The 15,852-nt window shown below is 42.8% G+C and carries 15 protein-coding genes; 7 read left to right on the top strand and 8 right to left on the bottom strand.

The genetic code is table 11. The annotated features are described in order from the left end of the window. Positions 1–256: 256 nt before the first annotated feature. Positions 257–2,155: a protoglobin domain-containing protein gene (locus GRQ40_RS05190; protein ID WP_159719512.1), complete on the bottom strand. Its 1,899-nt coding sequence runs from the start codon at positions 2,153–2,155 to the stop codon at positions 257–259. A gap of 244 nt (positions 2,156–2,399) precedes the next feature. Between GRQ40_RS05190 and GRQ40_RS05185 the strand changes: the two genes are divergently transcribed. The 5 genes from GRQ40_RS05185 (at position 2,400) to GRQ40_RS05165 (ending at position 6,065) form a co-directional block, all read left to right on the top strand. After that, complete coding sequence (locus GRQ40_RS05185; protein WP_159719511.1) at positions 2,400–2,750, top strand: lmo0954 family membrane protein; 351 nt, start codon at positions 2,400–2,402, stop codon at positions 2,748–2,750. An 18-nt stretch (positions 2,751–2,768) separates the two neighbouring features. Further along, positions 2,769–3,404, top strand: a complete 636-nt coding sequence (locus GRQ40_RS05180) for a PspA/IM30 family protein (protein ID WP_044742114.1) — start codon at positions 2,769–2,771, stop codon at positions 3,402–3,404. A 252-nt stretch (positions 3,405–3,656) separates the two neighbouring features. Next, on the top strand, positions 3,657–4,391 hold the full coding sequence (liaF, locus tag GRQ40_RS05175; RefSeq protein ID WP_159719510.1) for a cell wall-active antibiotics response protein LiaF: 735 nt from the start codon (positions 3,657–3,659) through the stop codon (positions 4,389–4,391). Then, positions 4,388–5,440 (top strand): sensor histidine kinase, encoded by a 1,053-nt coding sequence (locus tag GRQ40_RS05170; RefSeq protein ID WP_156487519.1) that lies wholly within the window; start codon positions 4,388–4,390, stop codon positions 5,438–5,440. The genes liaF and GRQ40_RS05170 overlap by 4 nt, the downstream gene beginning before the upstream one ends. Beyond that, positions 5,433–6,065, top strand: coding sequence for a response regulator transcription factor (locus tag GRQ40_RS05165; protein ID WP_159719509.1), 633 nt, complete (start codon positions 5,433–5,435; stop codon positions 6,063–6,065). Before GRQ40_RS05170 ends, GRQ40_RS05165 begins: the two co-directional genes overlap by 8 nt. Before the next feature lie 164 nt (positions 6,066–6,229). On the opposite strand, the gene GRQ40_RS05160 is transcribed toward GRQ40_RS05165, so the two are convergent. The 3 genes from GRQ40_RS05160 to GRQ40_RS05150 all read right to left on the bottom strand — a co-directional run bounded on the left by GRQ40_RS05160 (position 6,230) and on the right by GRQ40_RS05150 (position 9,106). Beyond that, positions 6,230–6,868: an SGNH/GDSL hydrolase family protein gene (locus GRQ40_RS05160; protein WP_044742111.1), complete on the bottom strand. Its 639-nt coding sequence runs from the start codon at positions 6,866–6,868 to the stop codon at positions 6,230–6,232. 112 nt (positions 6,869–6,980) lie between these two features. After that, a complete protein-coding gene (locus tag GRQ40_RS05155; protein ID WP_159719508.1) occupies positions 6,981–7,826 on the bottom strand; it encodes an aldo/keto reductase in 846 nt (281 codons plus the stop codon). A 47-nt stretch (positions 7,827–7,873) separates the two neighbouring features. Next, on the bottom strand, positions 7,874–9,106 hold the full coding sequence (locus tag GRQ40_RS05150) for an MFS transporter (protein WP_159719507.1): 1,233 nt from the start codon (positions 9,104–9,106) through the stop codon (positions 7,874–7,876). 147 nt (positions 9,107–9,253) lie between these two features. On the opposite strand from GRQ40_RS05150, the gene GRQ40_RS05145 reads away from it, so the two are divergent. Beyond that, positions 9,254–9,625, top strand: coding sequence for a winged helix-turn-helix transcriptional regulator (locus GRQ40_RS05145; RefSeq protein WP_044742108.1), 372 nt, complete (start codon positions 9,254–9,256; stop codon positions 9,623–9,625). A gap of 62 nt (positions 9,626–9,687) precedes the next feature. Here the strand turns inward: GRQ40_RS05145 and GRQ40_RS05140 are convergent, their stop codons facing one another. Genes GRQ40_RS05140 through GRQ40_RS05130 form a run of 3 tightly spaced genes read right to left on the bottom strand, consistent with a single transcriptional unit; the run spans position 9,688 to position 13,576 of the window. After that, positions 9,688–11,115: an NAD-dependent malic enzyme gene (locus tag GRQ40_RS05140; protein ID WP_066150879.1), complete on the bottom strand. Its 1,428-nt coding sequence runs from the start codon at positions 11,113–11,115 to the stop codon at positions 9,688–9,690. Between the two features lie 27 nt (positions 11,116–11,142). Continuing rightward, the gene (gene aspA, locus GRQ40_RS05135) at positions 11,143–12,561 is read right to left on the bottom strand and encodes an aspartate ammonia-lyase (protein ID WP_066150925.1); all 1,419 of its coding nucleotides are present in this window, start codon (positions 12,559–12,561) and stop codon (positions 11,143–11,145) included. Between the two features lies 1 nt (position 12,562). Then, a complete protein-coding gene (locus GRQ40_RS05130; protein ID WP_066150876.1) occupies positions 12,563–13,576 on the bottom strand; it encodes an asparaginase in 1,014 nt (337 codons plus the stop codon). A gap of 220 nt (positions 13,577–13,796) precedes the next feature. Here GRQ40_RS05130 and GRQ40_RS05125 point away from each other — a divergent pair, with 220 nt between their 5' ends. Next, positions 13,797–14,162 (top strand): helix-turn-helix domain-containing protein, encoded by a 366-nt coding sequence (locus GRQ40_RS05125; RefSeq protein ID WP_066150873.1) that lies wholly within the window; start codon positions 13,797–13,799, stop codon positions 14,160–14,162. Positions 14,163–14,497: 335 nt separating this feature from the next. On the opposite strand, the gene GRQ40_RS05120 is transcribed toward GRQ40_RS05125, so the two are convergent. Next, positions 14,498–15,433, bottom strand: a complete 936-nt coding sequence (locus tag GRQ40_RS05120; RefSeq protein ID WP_159720772.1) for an LCP family protein — start codon at positions 15,431–15,433, stop codon at positions 14,498–14,500. Between the last annotated feature and the right edge of the window lie 419 nt (positions 15,434–15,852).

Below are 15,852 nucleotides of genomic sequence, written 5' to 3'. Positions count from 1 at the left end.
AATCTATGATGAAAATCACCTTTATCATAACAAATGTCGAATATTGTTGAATAGTAGAGGAAGGCACAATAAATTTTTTCCATATGAAAGACGGAAAACATCGTGTTGGTAAAGGACTTTGATGAAAAAACACGTCCATAAATGCGCCTTCCGCCGATCGTCCAACAGCTTCACCCTATGATGAAAATAAGGCAAACACCTGCGGCATAGCTTTGCTCAAAAAGCAATAAAGCGAACAACATGCATGCTGTTCGCTTTATTGCAAGCGTTCTCTCGCGATTAAAAATTCATTCCACATCGCCAAAAATAAATCGATCAGCTTCGGATCAAACTGCTTTCCGCGGCCATCCAATAAAATTTCCTTCACTTTTTCAGGAGGAAACGCATCCTTATAAATTCGTTTCGATAACAAAGCATCAAACACATCCACAATGGCCACAATTCGCCCTTCCAGCGGAATGTCTTCTTCCTTTAAACCATTTGGGTATCCTTCGCCATTCCACCATTCATGATGCGTACGGGCGATGTTGGCCGCCATTTGAATCACCGGCAAGTCCAAATTGGCCAAAATCTGATGTCCAATTAAAACATGCGTTTTCATGGATTCCCATTCTTCCTTCGTCAGCTTGCCGGGTTTATTTAAAATATAGTCGGGGATGCCCACCTTGCCAATATCATGAAATTTCGCAGCAATTTCGATCTGGGAAACAAATTGTTCATCGCAGCCAGCTAAACGAGCGAGCATGCCTGACAGCCTGCCAATCCGATGAACATGATTCTTCGTATCGTCATCGCGATACTCCGCCAATTGCAGCAGCCGCTCCAGCGTGTCAAACATGACTTTCGATTCTTTTGTCACATCCTGAATCACCAAAAGCGCACGCGAAAGCTCAAAAATTTTGGTTTGCGGCAAAGAGCGGATTTTATAATAACTAGTCCCTTGGTCGTTGCGAAGTGTCACAAGCAGCGGCTCATCTGTCTGCTCCAGAATAGGGCAGCCTGAGCAAGGAACGGTTCGATTGTGCAGCAGCTCGTAGCATCTTCGGCCAATCGGATTTTCTTCATGAATTCCAAGCGTGCGCAAGAGGCGCCGCATTTTATCATCAATCCATGTCAGCCTTCCAAAATCAATCGTGCTAATCTCATAAGCATAAATATCAAGAAAATCAAAATCGCGCAAAAATAAATAGGGGCGAATAATTTCACTCATAATCGCCAATGTAAACTTGGAAAATCGTTCAAAGGAATGAATATATTGGACAATATGCCGATCATGCAAATACTCCTTTGTCAGAAATACTTTTTTCAGCGCTTCGCATACCGATTCAGCCGCAATATGGAACAAGCTTTCCGGATATCCCCGTTCAATGATCAGGCGGCTCCAATCCCGAATAATTAGAAAATACGATTCAAGGTCTTCATACACCTTTTCTTGAAAAAATTGCAGCAAAAAATTGCGAATATACACTAAATACTTGTCTTTCGCGATAAAGCTGTAATAAGGCTCGCTCCCTAAGCGATAGGTAAAGGCATGATCAAACTGGTCGATAATGCTGTCAATGCAAAAAGAAATATAGCCGCTAAACTGCTCCAAATGCTTCAAGTCTGTTTTGGTAAACCCGTTCATTTGCCGTAGCCGCTCCAGCTCCCAGCGCAGCGGATGAGCAGCTTTGTCCACTTCCGAAGCCTTGTATGCTTCAAGCGTCAGCTGCATATCGAATGAAAAAATCGCCTGGATCGTCAGCAAAATGGTTGTCGCTTGTTCTGGAAGCACCTGTGAAATATATTTGTATAAAATATCAGCATAGCGAGTATATGTAGCTAAATACCAAGATAAACTAAGCCCGATTCGCGAATGGACTTGTCCGATCGTGTAGCGTTTCTGAATATAGCTATCATCAATGGTCGCCTCAAAGCATTCGCGCAAATATCGCCTTTGTGTTTCTTTTAATCTCTCAAACGTCGAATGCTGCTGAATCAGCTCGCGCAAAACTTCCACCTTTTTGATATCATCGTACAGCTCATTCACCACCGGTTCGACGAGATCAAACAGGATATTTCGATATTCATATACATATTGCAGCTTTTCCTCCGTCACTCCTGTATAGTATAACTGCTTCATTCTCTCTTTATCTGTCGTTCGTATTCTTTGCATGTTATAAAATCCCCCCGGATTCCAAAAAATCCCCCTATAGATGATTATAATACACTTTTCCTTTAAAAGGTTTTTAATTTATTCTGAATTTTTTCTGCATGCTCATAAATTTGCTTTCTTTCATTCAACAACAGCGACCGTATATCAAAATACATCTCAGGTCTTAGCCAAAAATATAACTCTAGAGCATGATGGAAAAAGAAAAAGAAAGCTAAGATAAAGACAAGAAAGGAGGAGATGAACCATGTTGAGAAAAATCGGGCTGCTGCTAGCTGGAGGAATTGCGGCCATTGTCCTGTTCGCCAACGTAGGACCGCTCGTCGGCTTCGCGCTCAGTCTTGTCATTCTTTATTACACGTTCAAACAATTTTTAAAAGCAAAATCGGCAGGTTCAAAGATTGGCTGGGCGCTGCTTGGCCTGATCGCCTTATCCATCAGTGTGGCGAATGCCCCAGCCATCGCTGCCATTGTCGCAGCATATGTTCTGTATGTTGTTTATAAAAACTGGACCAAGTCTTCGCATACACCGAAAGAAACAGAAGATCCATTTGCGAATTTTGAAAAACAATGGAATGAACTGCAAAAAAATTATTAATCAAGGGAGTGAAGAAATATGAGTTTATTTTCTCGCATAAAAAATGTGATTGCTGCTGATCTCCATGAGCTGCTTGATGAAAAAGAAAAGAAAAATCCGATTGCGATGTTAAATCAATATTTGCGCCAATGCGAACAAGAAACAGAAAAGGTTCGTCAGTTCATTGAACGTCAGTACTTATTAAAAGAAGAATTTTTGCGTGAGTACCATCATGCCAAGCAGTTGGCGGATAAGCGCCAAAAGCAAGCGGAAATCGCTTCTAAAGCCGGGGAAACAGAATTATTTGAATTTGCCGCTCAAGAGCATACACAATATGAAGAGCGAGCTGCGCAGTTAAAGCATTCCTATGAAAACGTGCAGCAACATTTAATGGAGCTTGAAAAAAAATATGAAGAAATGAAGCATAAACTAAAGGATATGCATATTAGACGGATGGAATTAATGGGCCGGGAAAACCTCGCGCATGCCCACTATCGCATCAATCAAGTTCTAGATGCCAATCGCTATTCGAGCAAGTCCGTCCCCGTGTTTTCGGACATTGAATCATACTTAGAGCGCTTGGAGCAGCAAGTCCATTCATCCTATTACCGAAATACGATTGATGCGCGAATCGCACAATTGGAAAAACAGCTTGAAACGGAAAACAACCACTAATGGAATGGCAGCGGGACTCCTTGCAAAAAATAAAGGACAGTCCGGAAAAAAAGTGGTATGCTAAAGGGCGTAGGCAGCTGCGCCTTTTCGCTTTTTTCCATTGTTCCATTTACATCTTTACATGGAAGCGAAGGAGCATGCGGCCGCTTTTCTGCCTAGTACCGGCATAGACGAGCAATCTCTTTCCAGAAACAAAACCGTCTATTTGCGTATCCATTCTTTATTATTTCTTGAGATAAAGGTGGGGAGCCTATGCTTAACCATCGTAAAAAAACCGATTATATAAGCTGGACCATCTTAATTGGTGTGCTCCTTTTAGTCATTGAAATTTCTTTTTTTCATCAAGGGCTTATTTTTTCTCTTCTTGTATCAGGAGCATTTGTATATATAGGAAGAAAAAAGTGGCACAGCATGATTGGAAAAATTTTATTTTGGCTTGGTATCATCCAACTTGTTTTTAATGTGTTTACAATGATGACTGCTCGATTTTTTCTATTGGCCATTTTACTCTATGTTCTAATTCAGTTTTTCCAATCGAAACGCCAGCCGGCTTTGCTGCAGCCTAAAATACAGCCGGCCGATCGAACAGTCCAAACGGAAATTCTTGAGCGAAAGCCTTTATTGCAAAATTTGTTATTTGGCCGTCAAAAGACACCTGAGCAAGCATATGAATGGAACGATGTGAATATCCAAGTAGGACTAGGAGATACCGTGATTGATTTAAGCTATGCGGTGCTTCCAAAAGGCGAAGCAGTGATTTCCATACGCCATTGGATCGGAAATGTCCAAATTTTTGTGCCTTATGAACTCGAAATCAGCATCGTCCACTCCGCGGTTGTTGGTTCCACTCTCATTTTAGATAAGGAAAAGGAGCAAATATTTAACCAAACATTGGTCTGGCAAACAACAGCTTATGAGACAGCAGAGCAAAAGCTTAAAATCATCACCTCGATGATGGTCGGAAATTTAGAGGTGAAGCGGATATGAACATGATGCTGCGGCAGTTTGCACTTTTTATTTTAGTGGCGCTTGTTGTTTTGTTTCTTCTGCTTTTCTCTTGTTTCACGTTGTTTCCATTAGGAGACTGGTCCATATTATGGAAAACCAAAATCATGAATTTGCCATTTATCGTTTTTGCACCTACTGTTGTCATTTTGATCGGAGCTGCCTTCGGAATTGTTTCTAACCTATGGTGGCGACAGCAGCTGCAAACGATCGCCAACGCCCTTCAACAAATCGAACAAGGCTCATTGATGCAATTGGAAGTCAAGCAGCCAACGGAAGATTTTCAGGAAATTTGGGAACGCCTCCAAAAAATTCATCATCAATGGATCGAACAAACCAAACGCTCACAAAAAATGGCGACAGCAAAAGCTGAACAGCAAGAGCGGCTTATTCAAGATATTATTTCCCAAGAAAGAAATCGGCTTGCGCGCGAGCTGCACGATTCCGTCAGCCAGCAGCTCTTTGCCGCTTCGATGATGATGTCGGCGATTATGGAAGAAAAAGAGCGGTCCGATAACCATGAAACCAAGCAGCTGAAACTGATCGAGCAAATGATTCACCAATCGCAATTGGAAATGAGAGCGCTGCTGCTTCATTTGCGTCCTGTCCAACTTAAGGGCAAATCACTGCAAGAAGGAATGGAGGAGCTTTTGCTGGAATTATCGCAAAAAACGCCGATGCAGATCAAATGGAAAATAGAAGATGCACCTTTAGATAAAGGAGTAGAAGACCATTTATTTCGTATTTTGCAGGAATCTGTTTCCAATACGCTTCGCCACGCGAAAGCTTCGACTCTGGAGGTGCTGTTAATTCAGCGGGATCATTTTGCTATTTTGCGTGTGGTTGATGACGGAATTGGATTTGATGTCCATGCAAATCATTCTAAAAGCGGTTCATACGGCTTGCAAAACATGTATGAACGAGCGGCTGAAATCGGCGGAACGCTCAAAATTATCAGCTTAAAAAATAAAGGGACAAGACTTGAAGTAAAAGTACCGATAGTGGCACAGGAGGATCAACGCCATGATTAGAGTGTTATTGATTGACGACCATGAAATGGTGCGAATCGGAGTTTCTGCTTATTTATCATCTCAACCTGACATGACGGTAGTCGGCGAAGCAGAAAACGGAAAAAAAGGAGTGGAACTAGCGCTTCAGCTTCGCCCGGATGTCGTTTTAATGGACTTGGTGATGCAGCCAATGGATGGGATTGAAGCGACAAAAGAAATCATGTCCGCATGGCCGGAGGCAAAAATTATTATCGTCACTAGCTTTCTAGATGACGATAAGGTCTATCCGGCGCTAGAAGCGGGAGCGGCAAGCTATATGCTGAAAACCTCGAAAGCGAGCGAAATTGCCAATGCCATCCGCTCTACTTTCCACGGCCAGTCGGTATTGGAGACGGAGGTAGCCGGAAAAATGATGAAGAAAATGCGGCAAAAAGAAACGCTGCTGCCTCACGAAGAGCTGACGAACCGCGAAATGGAGATCCTTTTATTGATCGCCCAAGGCAAGTCTAACCAAGAAATCGCCGAAGAGCTATTTATTTCATTGAAAACCGTCAAAGTCCACGTCAGCAGCATTCTCGCCAAACTGGGAGTACAAGATCGGACACAAGCGGTTATCTATGCTTTTAAACATTCACTCGTCAAATAAACGACATGGCACTTTACAGCCTTTAAACCAACTGAACAATCCGGCCTATCCGGCGCACTTTTTGCCACGATACGGGAAAATAGAATAAAAATGCTTACATTCGCTTGTTTTGCTGGGAATGTTAAAGCAAATGCCAATGTGAAGTGCGAAACACATTTCGTGTGCTATTTCTGTCGCCGATCGCGATCAAACGCCGTAAGCCATGTTCGCGCCATCAACATATTGCCAAGCGAATTCATATGAACTCCATCTGTCGTCAGCCGATAGCGAGATGATGGACGTGCTTGCAAATAAGCAAGAAATGCTTGATGAGTAGGCACAAGCGTTCCATGAAACGTATGCGCTACTTTACGCACAATGTTCACATAAGGCTTCAGCTTTCGATTGCCTTCTGAATGAATCGCCTCGCCAATAATCGTCGGTTCCATCAAGATCAGATGCGCATAGGTTTTGGCTTTCGTTTGCCAAGCTAACTCCATATAGATTTCCTCAAATTGCTTAGGATACACCTGTTCCTTCTCGGGATGATCGAGCTGGCGCCACACATCGTTGATACCGATGGAAATCGAAACAAAAGATGGTTGCAATGCAATGACATCTCTCTCCCAACGCGCCAATAGATCAGGAATGCGGTTGCCGCTCACTCCCCGATTGACAACGGCTAACGGCTGCTGCGGGTCATCTGTCAGCAAATAATCGCGAATCAGTCGGACATACCCGTAACCCATTTGCTCGGGATCTTTCCTTCTGCCCGCTTCTGTTATACTGTCGCCGATAAAAACAATGCTTCCTTTCTCGTTCATTGTTCTCGCCCCTCCTTGGCTCCTCCAAACATCATGACATATCTTCTCAATGGATCGATATCGATTGTATGAACCTCCCCCCGTTTAGAGGGGGAGCTTCTTGGTGGATGTGTTAAAAATCAAAGTTATCCGGATCTGGACCTACGCGGCGATTTTGATTTAAGCGATCGATTTGTTCCACCTCTTCTTTTGTCAGAGCAAAATCAAATATGGAGGCATTTTCCATCATCCGCTGCTCTTTAGTTGTTTTTGGAATGGTTACCACTCCTTTTTGCAAATCCCAGCGCAAAATAATTTGCGCAACCGTCTTATTATGATGCTTCGCGATCTCTTGTAAAACAGGATGATTAAGCAATTGTCCTTGCATTAATGGCGACCACGCTTCTAATTGAATACTGTGCTCTTCGCAAAAAGCCTGAAGCTTTTGTTGTGTTAGACGCGGATGGTACTCTACTTGGTTCACCATCGGCTTGATTTCTGCTTCCTTCATCAGCTCCTCAAGATGATGAATATGAAAATTGCTCACACCGATAGCCCGTACTTTTCCTGCCTTGTAAAGCGTCTCTAATGCTTTCCATGCTTCTTTATATTTTTCTGCTACAGGCCAATGAATCAAGTATAAATCTAGATACTCTAAACCTAATTTATTCAGGCTCGCTTCGTACGCTGCTAGCGTCGCGTCATATCCTAAATCCGTGTTCCACACTTTTGACGTCACAAATAATTCTTCACGTGAAGCTCCGGTCTCTTGCAATGCTTCGCGAATCCCCTGGCCTACTCCTTGTTCATTTTCATAAATCGCCGCGGTATCAATACTGCGATAGCCGTGGCGAATGGCTGCTTTAACAGCCTGAACAAGCTCCGGCCCATCTTCCACCTTAAATACTCCAAGCCCAAGCCATGGCATTTGGACCCCATTCGCTAAAATCGTTGTGTCGGCTAAATGTTTGGCCGTCATTCAACTCATCTCCTTTATTTCTTTTGATTGGTCTTGTATTACACTACTTATCGCATAAGGCATTCGCGATGATCCATCATCTCGTTTTCCGCTCTGTGCATCTTTTGATCTTTCTTCTCAAGTGCCAAGCTCCAGCTTGTTAAAAGGACCGCTCCTAGCACCATCAATCCACCGACCCAAGCGGTATGAATCAGCCCCATTGATTCGGTGACAATGCCGCCTAGGTAGGAACCAATTGCAATTCCCGCGTTAAATGCGGCAATGTTAATCGCTGAAGCAACATCGACTGCGCTCGGCACAAAACGCTCGGCAAGCATCACTACATATACTTGCAATCCTGACACGCTCATAAAACCAAGCAGTCCCATTAAGATGATCGTCATAAGCCCAACCACCTTAAATGGAGCTGTAAAGGTTAAAATAAAAAGCACAATAGCTTGCACAATGAACATATAAAATAAAGCGCTAATCGGATTTTGATTAGATAGCTTTCCTCCCGCTACATTACCGATCGCAATCGCTACCCCATAAACAAGCAAAATCACCGTAACCGTTTTTTCACTAAATCCCGTGACGTTCTGCAAAAGCGGAGATAAGTACGTAAAAGCAACAAAAGTGCCTCCGTATCCTAAAGCTGTAATAATGAACAGCAGCAACAAACGTCCATTAGTGATTAACCGAAACTGATCACGAAACGTAGTGCGGGCACCTTTTCGCAAATTCGCTGGAACGAGAATGCTGTTGGCAATGAACGCAATAACCCCTACAGCAACAATAAAAAGAAAGGCAAACCTCCAGCCAAATTGCTGTCCAATAAATGTACCGAACGGCACTCCTGTGATCGTAGCGACCGTGAGCCCAGAAAACATAATGGAAATCGCGCTAGCCCGTCGGTGTTCCGCTACTAAACTTGCGGCGATGGTTGACCCGATCGACATAAATACACCGTGTGAAAACGCAGAAAGCACACGAGCTACAAGTAAAACCGTTATACTATCGGCACGAGCTGCAATGCTGTTACCGATGATAAAGACAACCATAATCGAAAGCAACAAAGCTTTGCGTGACATACTGGACGTTAAAGATGTAAGAATAGGAGCGCCGAAAGTAACCCCTAAAGCGTACAAGGAAACCGTCAGACCGGCGACTGAAACGGAAACGTGCAAATCGCGCGAAATGAGCGGCAGTAACCCTACACTAATAAATTCTGTCGTCCCGATCGCAAAGGCACTTACAGCTAATGCGATCAATGCTAATGTATTTCGTTTACCTTCGTTCATCGCCTTTCCTCCCCATTGCTTGGTTGTAAAAAATATAGCAAAAGCCAGCTGGCAAATGTTATTATGGAGCATATAAGCTATAAAAAAAAGTACGTACTTTAAAGTACTATAGATACTTTTTAGTAACTATTGAAGAGGAGGAAGAACATGCAAAAAAAGAAATATAATATTCCCGTTGAAGCGACACTAGAAGTAATAGGTGGAAAATGGAAATGCGTTATTCTTTGCCACCTGACACACGGCAAAAAACGCACCTGTGAATTGAAACGTTTGATGCCAGGAATCACGCAAAAAATGCTAACGCAGCAATTGAGAGAGTTAGAAGAAGATGGGATTATCAATCGCATTGTTTATAATCAAGTCCCCCCGAAAGTGGAATACGAACTAAGTGAATACGGGTGGAGCTTAAAAGAAATTTTAGATTCTTTATGCGGATGGGGAGAAAAGCATATTGTCAAAGTATACGGAGATAAATTTTCCGTTTTAGAAGAAAGTGTTTTAAATGAAAAATTAAAATAACGTTGTTGATTTGGGAAACTAAAAACGTCGAAGCCCTAGTAAACGGGACTTCGACGTTGTTTTTATTCAGCCTTAAACATGATATCCTCTTTGCGGGCCACTCCTGTACGATAAGCAGCTTTAATAACCGCCTCTCTCACTTTCTCAGCCACTTTGCTGTTAAATACACTTGGAATGATATACGTTTCATTTAGCTCTTCTTCTGTCACAACAGAGGCAATGGCTTCAGCTGCCGCCAGCTTCATCTCTTCGTTAATTTCAATCGCTCGGCAATCAAGAGCGCCTCGGAAAATCCCCGGGAAGCAAAGCACGTTGTTGATTTGATTCGGATAATCGGATCTGCCTGTAGCCATAACCCGTACATACGGCTCTGCCAGCTCCGGATCAATTTCCGGAATAGGATTAGCCATCGCAAACACAATCGGATCTTGCGCCATTTTTTGCACATCTTCGATTTGTAAAATTCCCGGAGCAGATACCCCGATAAACACATCCGCCCCCTCAATCACATCTGAAAGCGTGCCGCTGACATTTTCCGGATTCGTTAGCTGTGCATATTCATTCCAATAAGGGTTGTCATATTCCACCCCGCGGTGAATAGCACCATGACGATCAACACCGATAATATTTTTGACGCCGGCCGCTAGTAAAATTTTCGTGCAGGCGATGCCGGCCGCGCCAATTCCGGTTAAGACCACTTTAATATTTTGCAGCTTTTTATCTACAATTTTCAGCGCATTTAAAAGACCGGCAAGCAATACGACGGCCGTTCCATGCTGGTCATCATGGAATACTGGAATATCCAGCTCTTGCTTTAATCGTTCTTCAATTTCAAAGCAACGAGGAGCAGAAATATCTTCAAGATTAATGCCGCCAAATGCCGGGGCAATGGCTTTAACAATTTGAATAATCTCCTCGGTATCTTTTGTATCTAAGCAAATCGGAAAAGCATCGACATCAGCTAACTGCTTAAACAGCATCGCTTTTCCTTCCATGACAGGCATCGCTGCATACGGTCCGATATCCCCTAGCCCCAACACAGCTGTCCCATCAGAGACAACCGCCACTGTATTGCGTTTAATGGTTAGCGAGTAGGCTTTGCTTGGATCATCGGCAATCGCACTGCACACGCGAGCCACTCCTGGCGTATAAACACGCGATAGATCATCGCGAGTTTTAATCGGAATTTTGGATTTCGTTTCAATTTTCCCGCCAATATGCATCAGGAACGTGCGATCCGATACATTGATGAGTTTGACTCCATGCGTTTTTCTCAATGTGTCTGTCACTAAGTCGGCGTGCTTAGTATCAAACACACTGACCGTAATATCGCGCACCGTATGCGTTTTCGTCGAGGAAATGACATCGATTCCAACAATGTCTCCACCCGCTTGTCCTATTGCCGTCGCAATGTCACCAAAAGAGACCAAATTTTTTGCAAACTGAATACGGATTGTAATATGCATGCTTGCACCACTTGGTATTGCCATATGTATCTGCCTTTCTGTTTTTATTTTTTAATCATTTTTTTGCCCTGCAATTCCAGGACGAGTCATCGCATAAGGATCCAGTATTTCGTTTAACTGCTGTTCTGTTAATAAATGATAGGATAAGCATAGCTCACGGACAGATTTGCCTGTAAGATAAGCTTCACGCGCAATGTGCGAGGCTGTTTCATACCCAACATAAGGGTTTATAGCCGTAATGATTCCCACACTTTTTTCTACTTTCGTTTTTAAATTCGCTTCATTTGCTTCAATTCCTGCTAAACAATAGTCAGTAAATACACGAAATGTATTATCCATAATATGAATGGATTGCAGCAAATTAAAAACGAGTACGGGCTCCATCACATTTAATTCTAGCTGTCCCGCTTCAGATGCCAAGCAAATGGTGTGATCGTTCCCAATCACTTGAAAAGCTACTTGATTGATCACTTCTGCCATGACCGGATTGACTTTGCCAGGCATGATGGAGGAACCAGGCTGGCGGGCCGGCAATGTAATTTCATTAAAGCCCGTTCTTGGACCAGATGCCATGAGACGCAGATCATTCGCAATTTTTGACATATTAATCATGCACACTTTTAGCGCCGATGACACCTCGGTATAAGCATCTGTATTTTGCGTTCCGTCAACGAGATGCTCAACACGTACTAGCGGAAGCTCGCTAATCGTTGCTAAATGCCTAATCACGCGATCAATGTAACGCGGATTAGCATTTAATCCGGTTCCTACTGCCGTTGCCCCCATATTGATTTCATATAAATGCTGACGCGATTGCTGTATTCTTTTTATATCCCGCTCCAACACACGGCTATAGGCTTCAAATTCTTGGCCAAGGCGAATGGGAACAGCGTCTTGCAAATGCGTCCGCCCCATTTTAATCACACGATCAAACTGCCGCGCCTTCTCAACAAATACAGCGTGCATGTTCTCCATCGTCGTCAGCAGCTTTTCCAGCATCTTTAACACGGCAATATGAATGGCGGTCGGAAAAGCATCGTTCGTCGACTGGGACATATTGACATGATTATTCGGGCTGATGACTTGATAGTTTCCTTTCCGTTCGCCGAGCAATTCAAGCGCCCGATTGGCGATGACTTCATTCGCGTTCATATTAATCGATGTTCCGGCCCCGCCTTGAATCGGATCCACGATAAATTGGTCATGCCACTTTCCATCGATAATTTCTTGCGCGGCTTCGGCAATCGCTTGGCCTATCCGTGGACTGAGCTGTCCGATTTCCATATTCGCTTGTGCCGCCGCCATTTTCACGATCGCTATTGCTTCAATTAAGGACGGATGAATTCGATATCCGGTAATCGGAAAATTTTCTACCGCGCGCATCGTTTGAATGCCATAGTATGCATGCTCTGGAATTTCCTTTTCTCCAAGAAAGTCTTTTTCCATTCGCACTGCTTTTGTTTTAATCATTTTATAAATCCCAGCTTTCATCAAATTTTGGCGTAATGTCTCTCGCAATCGGAGTTTCCATTATTTTTTTGATTTCAAGCAGATGATTGGTTTTGCCTAATACCCACATTAGCTTTGGCACAATAGCCTCTGTATTCATATCTCCAGATAGAATGACGGTGTTTTGCGCCACTTTGCGTCCCACCTCATACAACGTCAAATCTTCTCCCTCTTCTAAACATTGCGTGGTAATGACAACGGCCATGCCGTCATCAATGAGCTCCTTAATTTTGGGAAGCAAGTTCCTTTCCTGAAACGGCACCCCACCATTTCCAAAGCTTTCGATAATCACTCCTCGATACAGCGGTTTAATATAATCAAAGATTTCTGGCTTCGTACCAGGATGTAGCTTTAAGAGAAACACATCCGGACAAAGCGACGGCTCAAATATTAGTTCTCCAACTGCTTCCGAGCGAAGCTCATATTGATAATCGACTTGATCATGATGGATATAAGCGATATACGGATGATTAATACTTTCAAAAGCATCGTAGCTTTTTGTTCGCATTTTGACCGCTCTTGTGCCAAGAATCACTCTTCCATCAAACACGATAAATACGCCGCCAACTTCTTCACAAGCAAACCGAACGGCATCGGATAAATTTTTTTTCGCATCCGTTCGCTCAAAGCTAATCGGAACTTGGGAGCCAGTAAGAACAACAGGTTTGTCCAAATTTTGCAGCATATAAGATAAAGCCGAAGCTGTATAAGCCATCGTATCTGTTCCATGCGTAATAACAAACCCGTCATAGCGATGATAGTTTTCATAAATGGCTTCGGCGATTTTCACCCAATACTCTGGCTGCATATTTGTGCTGTCGATGTTCATCAGTATTTGGCTGTCCAAGCGATAATTAGGGCTATGTTTTGGCACATACCCTGTAAGTTCTTCAGCTGTTAATGCCGGTGAGAGTCCTTCTTCTCCTTTTACGGAGGCAATTGTGCCGCCTGTCGCGATTAAAAGAATCTTTTTCATCATTGACACCTCTATGAAAAGCGATAATCGAACGAAAAGGTGATTTTCTATTGAATAACCTGTTGTGTTTTATGGGTCATTTAGTGTACATTATAATTAAGTTGTTCGCGAATCGCGAATATACGATTCCATTATATTCATTCCCTATGAAAATAACAAGAGTTTTTATTCGTTTCGCGAACTTTTTATAGTGGGAGAAAAAGAGGGAGGGAGCAGGACGATGATATCAAAACGGCTATCAGAATTAAGAAAAAAGAAAAAATGGCCTTTGCAATATATTGCCGATCAATTAAATATCGCTAAAAGTACCTATGCTGGCTATGAATCCGGCTACCGCCAGCCTTCATTAGAAGCAGTTAAAGAATTGGCTCAATTATTTGAAACGTCTACCGACTATTTGCTTGGAGCCGCGGATAGCCCTGAAAAGCCCGATTTCCATACCATTGAGTTAACGGAAACAGCGATGTTGGCCCATATTTGCTTTACCATTGATGGAAAGCCTTTAACAGCGGATGACCTTAACCAAATGATTGCCTTTATTCGTGTCAAAAGAGAAATGGACAGCACTCAAACCCATCATCAATGAACCTTCCCACCTACACTCCGTTACGAGGTGGGAGACTTCTCGATGGATGATGTTAAATACGGAATGTTTCCGACTGATCTGCGCCAGAAAAATCCCGGTAAATTGAACAAAAAGGCAAGTCCGTCTCCATAGACTTGCCTCTGATCGCCGACGTTCCAGAAATTATTTGTACAATCTATTTTGAAAATGCTTTGCTCCCCCTATGCGTTTTTCGTCATGGAAGTCTATATCAAACTAGCGGCCAAACATGTTCTGCGCTGTATTTATAATTTTTGCTGGCAAACGGGTGCCTTATTCCGTCTTTAGCAGCTTATGAACCATACAATCGAGCATGCTTACTTTAGGAATTCCTTTAACGCTTGCCTATTTTTCGCAAGATCCATTTCTAGCACGGCCCCTGCTTGAGGATAGGTGGCATCTCGAAATGATCCATCAATAGGAATTCGAAAGAAGCTAATATCCTTCTGGTCGCTTCCGGGAAATGTAGCTAATAGGGGCAGTACTTCTTTATACCCTACGTTCGTTAATATATATGGCCGGATGGTACCGACTACACTCGGCAGCTTCGCGATCCCCCGCACACTGATAAATTCGTCCATCACACGCTTCACTACCTCTTGCTGTCTCCGTACTCTGCCAAAGTCGCTTTCAGCATCTTTTCTGAATCTCACATACCCAAGCAATTCGTTTCCATGAAGTCTTTGAACACCTGGATGCAGCGTGACACCTATTCCTTTCGACATCTCTTTTTCAACATTGATTTCAATTCCTTCAGGAAAAGCTACATCAATTGCTTTAGTGAATCCTTTAAAATCTACTAAAGCAAAATAGGCAATATCTACATCAAAATTTTCTTTAATCGTCTTCCGTAATAATTCAGGACCTCCATAAGCATAGGCGGCATTGATTTTATTTTTCCCATACCCCGGTATATCCACATAGGAATCCCGCATAATGGAGGCGATTTTCGCTTGCTTGGTCTTTCGATTATACTGAGCAATCATAATCGTATCCGCTCGCGCTTTCTCGTTTCCTCTCGCATCAACGCCAAGCAGTAAAACGTTCATACGCTCCTTATCCTTTACGCCTTGAAATTCTACCTTTTCATGCGGCAAAAAAGAGTCATTTTGCGAGTTTTTCAAGCCTTTACGGTATTCGATGACCGCATATAACAATGCCGTCAAAATGAGCACGATCAAAATAAGCAGGATCACGAACCACTTTTTTCTTTTTCGTTTTTTTATTTTTCGATCCCTTCTGCTACTTTCCATCATGGAACACGACCTCACTATGTAAGTTTTTAACTAAAACCTTCGAATTAGCTCTCCATGCCAACAACCATCCAATATTGACAGCATTTATTCATACTTCATCTATTAAGAACAAATTACCAAACGATGATGAAAAAAACAATTAAAATTTGCCAAACTATATTTACCCTATTGATAAATACAGAATATTTGTCCTTCAAATGAACAGATGATGATCGGGTGACGACAGCATACGATCGAACACGCCGCTTTATAGAACCATAAGAGGAGTTTGAAAACATTTTCGCCACTTGTCTATTTGGTAAAGACCCGTATTTTCATTTTTCTTGTAAGTTTCCACGTACAATAGGCATTGCTCATTTTCTCTAAAATGACGTGCTACAACTTGATAGCCCTTCCTTCTTAATTATAAGGAATCG

Origin of the sequence: Anoxybacillus sp. PDR2 (assembly GCF_009834045.1) — a bacterium.
GTDB lineage: Bacteria > Bacillota > Bacilli > Bacillales > Anoxybacillaceae > Anoxybacteroides > Anoxybacteroides rupiense.
This window is presented reverse-complemented; position numbering and strand designations above follow the sequence as displayed.

Excerpts from the sequence above, each read along its gene's own strand:
- GRQ40_RS05190 (WP_159719512.1), bottom strand. The coding sequence starts at position 2,155 with ATGCAAAGAATACGAACGACAGATAAAGAGAGAATGAAGCAGTTATAC.
- GRQ40_RS05185 (WP_159719511.1), top strand. The coding sequence starts at position 2,400 with ATGTTGAGAAAAATCGGGCTGCTGCTAGCTGGAGGAATTGCGGCCATT.
- GRQ40_RS05180 (WP_044742114.1), top strand. The coding sequence starts at position 2,769 with ATGAGTTTATTTTCTCGCATAAAAAATGTGATTGCTGCTGATCTCCAT.
- liaF (WP_159719510.1), top strand. The coding sequence starts at position 3,657 with ATGCTTAACCATCGTAAAAAAACCGATTATATAAGCTGGACCATCTTA.
- GRQ40_RS05170 (WP_156487519.1), top strand. The coding sequence starts at position 4,388 with ATGAACATGATGCTGCGGCAGTTTGCACTTTTTATTTTAGTGGCGCTT.
- GRQ40_RS05165 (WP_159719509.1), top strand. The coding sequence starts at position 5,433 with ATGATTAGAGTGTTATTGATTGACGACCATGAAATGGTGCGAATCGGA.
- GRQ40_RS05160 (WP_044742111.1), bottom strand. The coding sequence starts at position 6,868 with ATGAACGAGAAAGGAAGCATTGTTTTTATCGGCGACAGTATAACAGAA.
- GRQ40_RS05155 (WP_159719508.1), bottom strand. The coding sequence starts at position 7,826 with ATGACGGCCAAACATTTAGCCGACACAACGATTTTAGCGAATGGGGTC.
- GRQ40_RS05150 (WP_159719507.1), bottom strand. The coding sequence starts at position 9,106 with ATGAACGAAGGTAAACGAAATACATTAGCATTGATCGCATTAGCTGTA.
- GRQ40_RS05145 (WP_044742108.1), top strand. The coding sequence starts at position 9,254 with ATGCAAAAAAAGAAATATAATATTCCCGTTGAAGCGACACTAGAAGTA.
- GRQ40_RS05140 (WP_066150879.1), bottom strand. The coding sequence starts at position 11,115 with ATGGCAATACCAAGTGGTGCAAGCATGCATATTACAATCCGTATTCAG.
- aspA (WP_066150925.1), bottom strand. The coding sequence starts at position 12,561 with ATGATTAAAACAAAAGCAGTGCGAATGGAAAAAGACTTTCTTGGAGAA.
- GRQ40_RS05130 (WP_066150876.1), bottom strand. The coding sequence starts at position 13,576 with ATGAAAAAGATTCTTTTAATCGCGACAGGCGGCACAATTGCCTCCGTA.
- GRQ40_RS05125 (WP_066150873.1), top strand. The coding sequence starts at position 13,797 with ATGATATCAAAACGGCTATCAGAATTAAGAAAAAAGAAAAAATGGCCT.
- GRQ40_RS05120 (WP_159720772.1), bottom strand. The coding sequence starts at position 15,433 with ATGGAAAGTAGCAGAAGGGATCGAAAAATAAAAAAACGAAAAAGAAAA.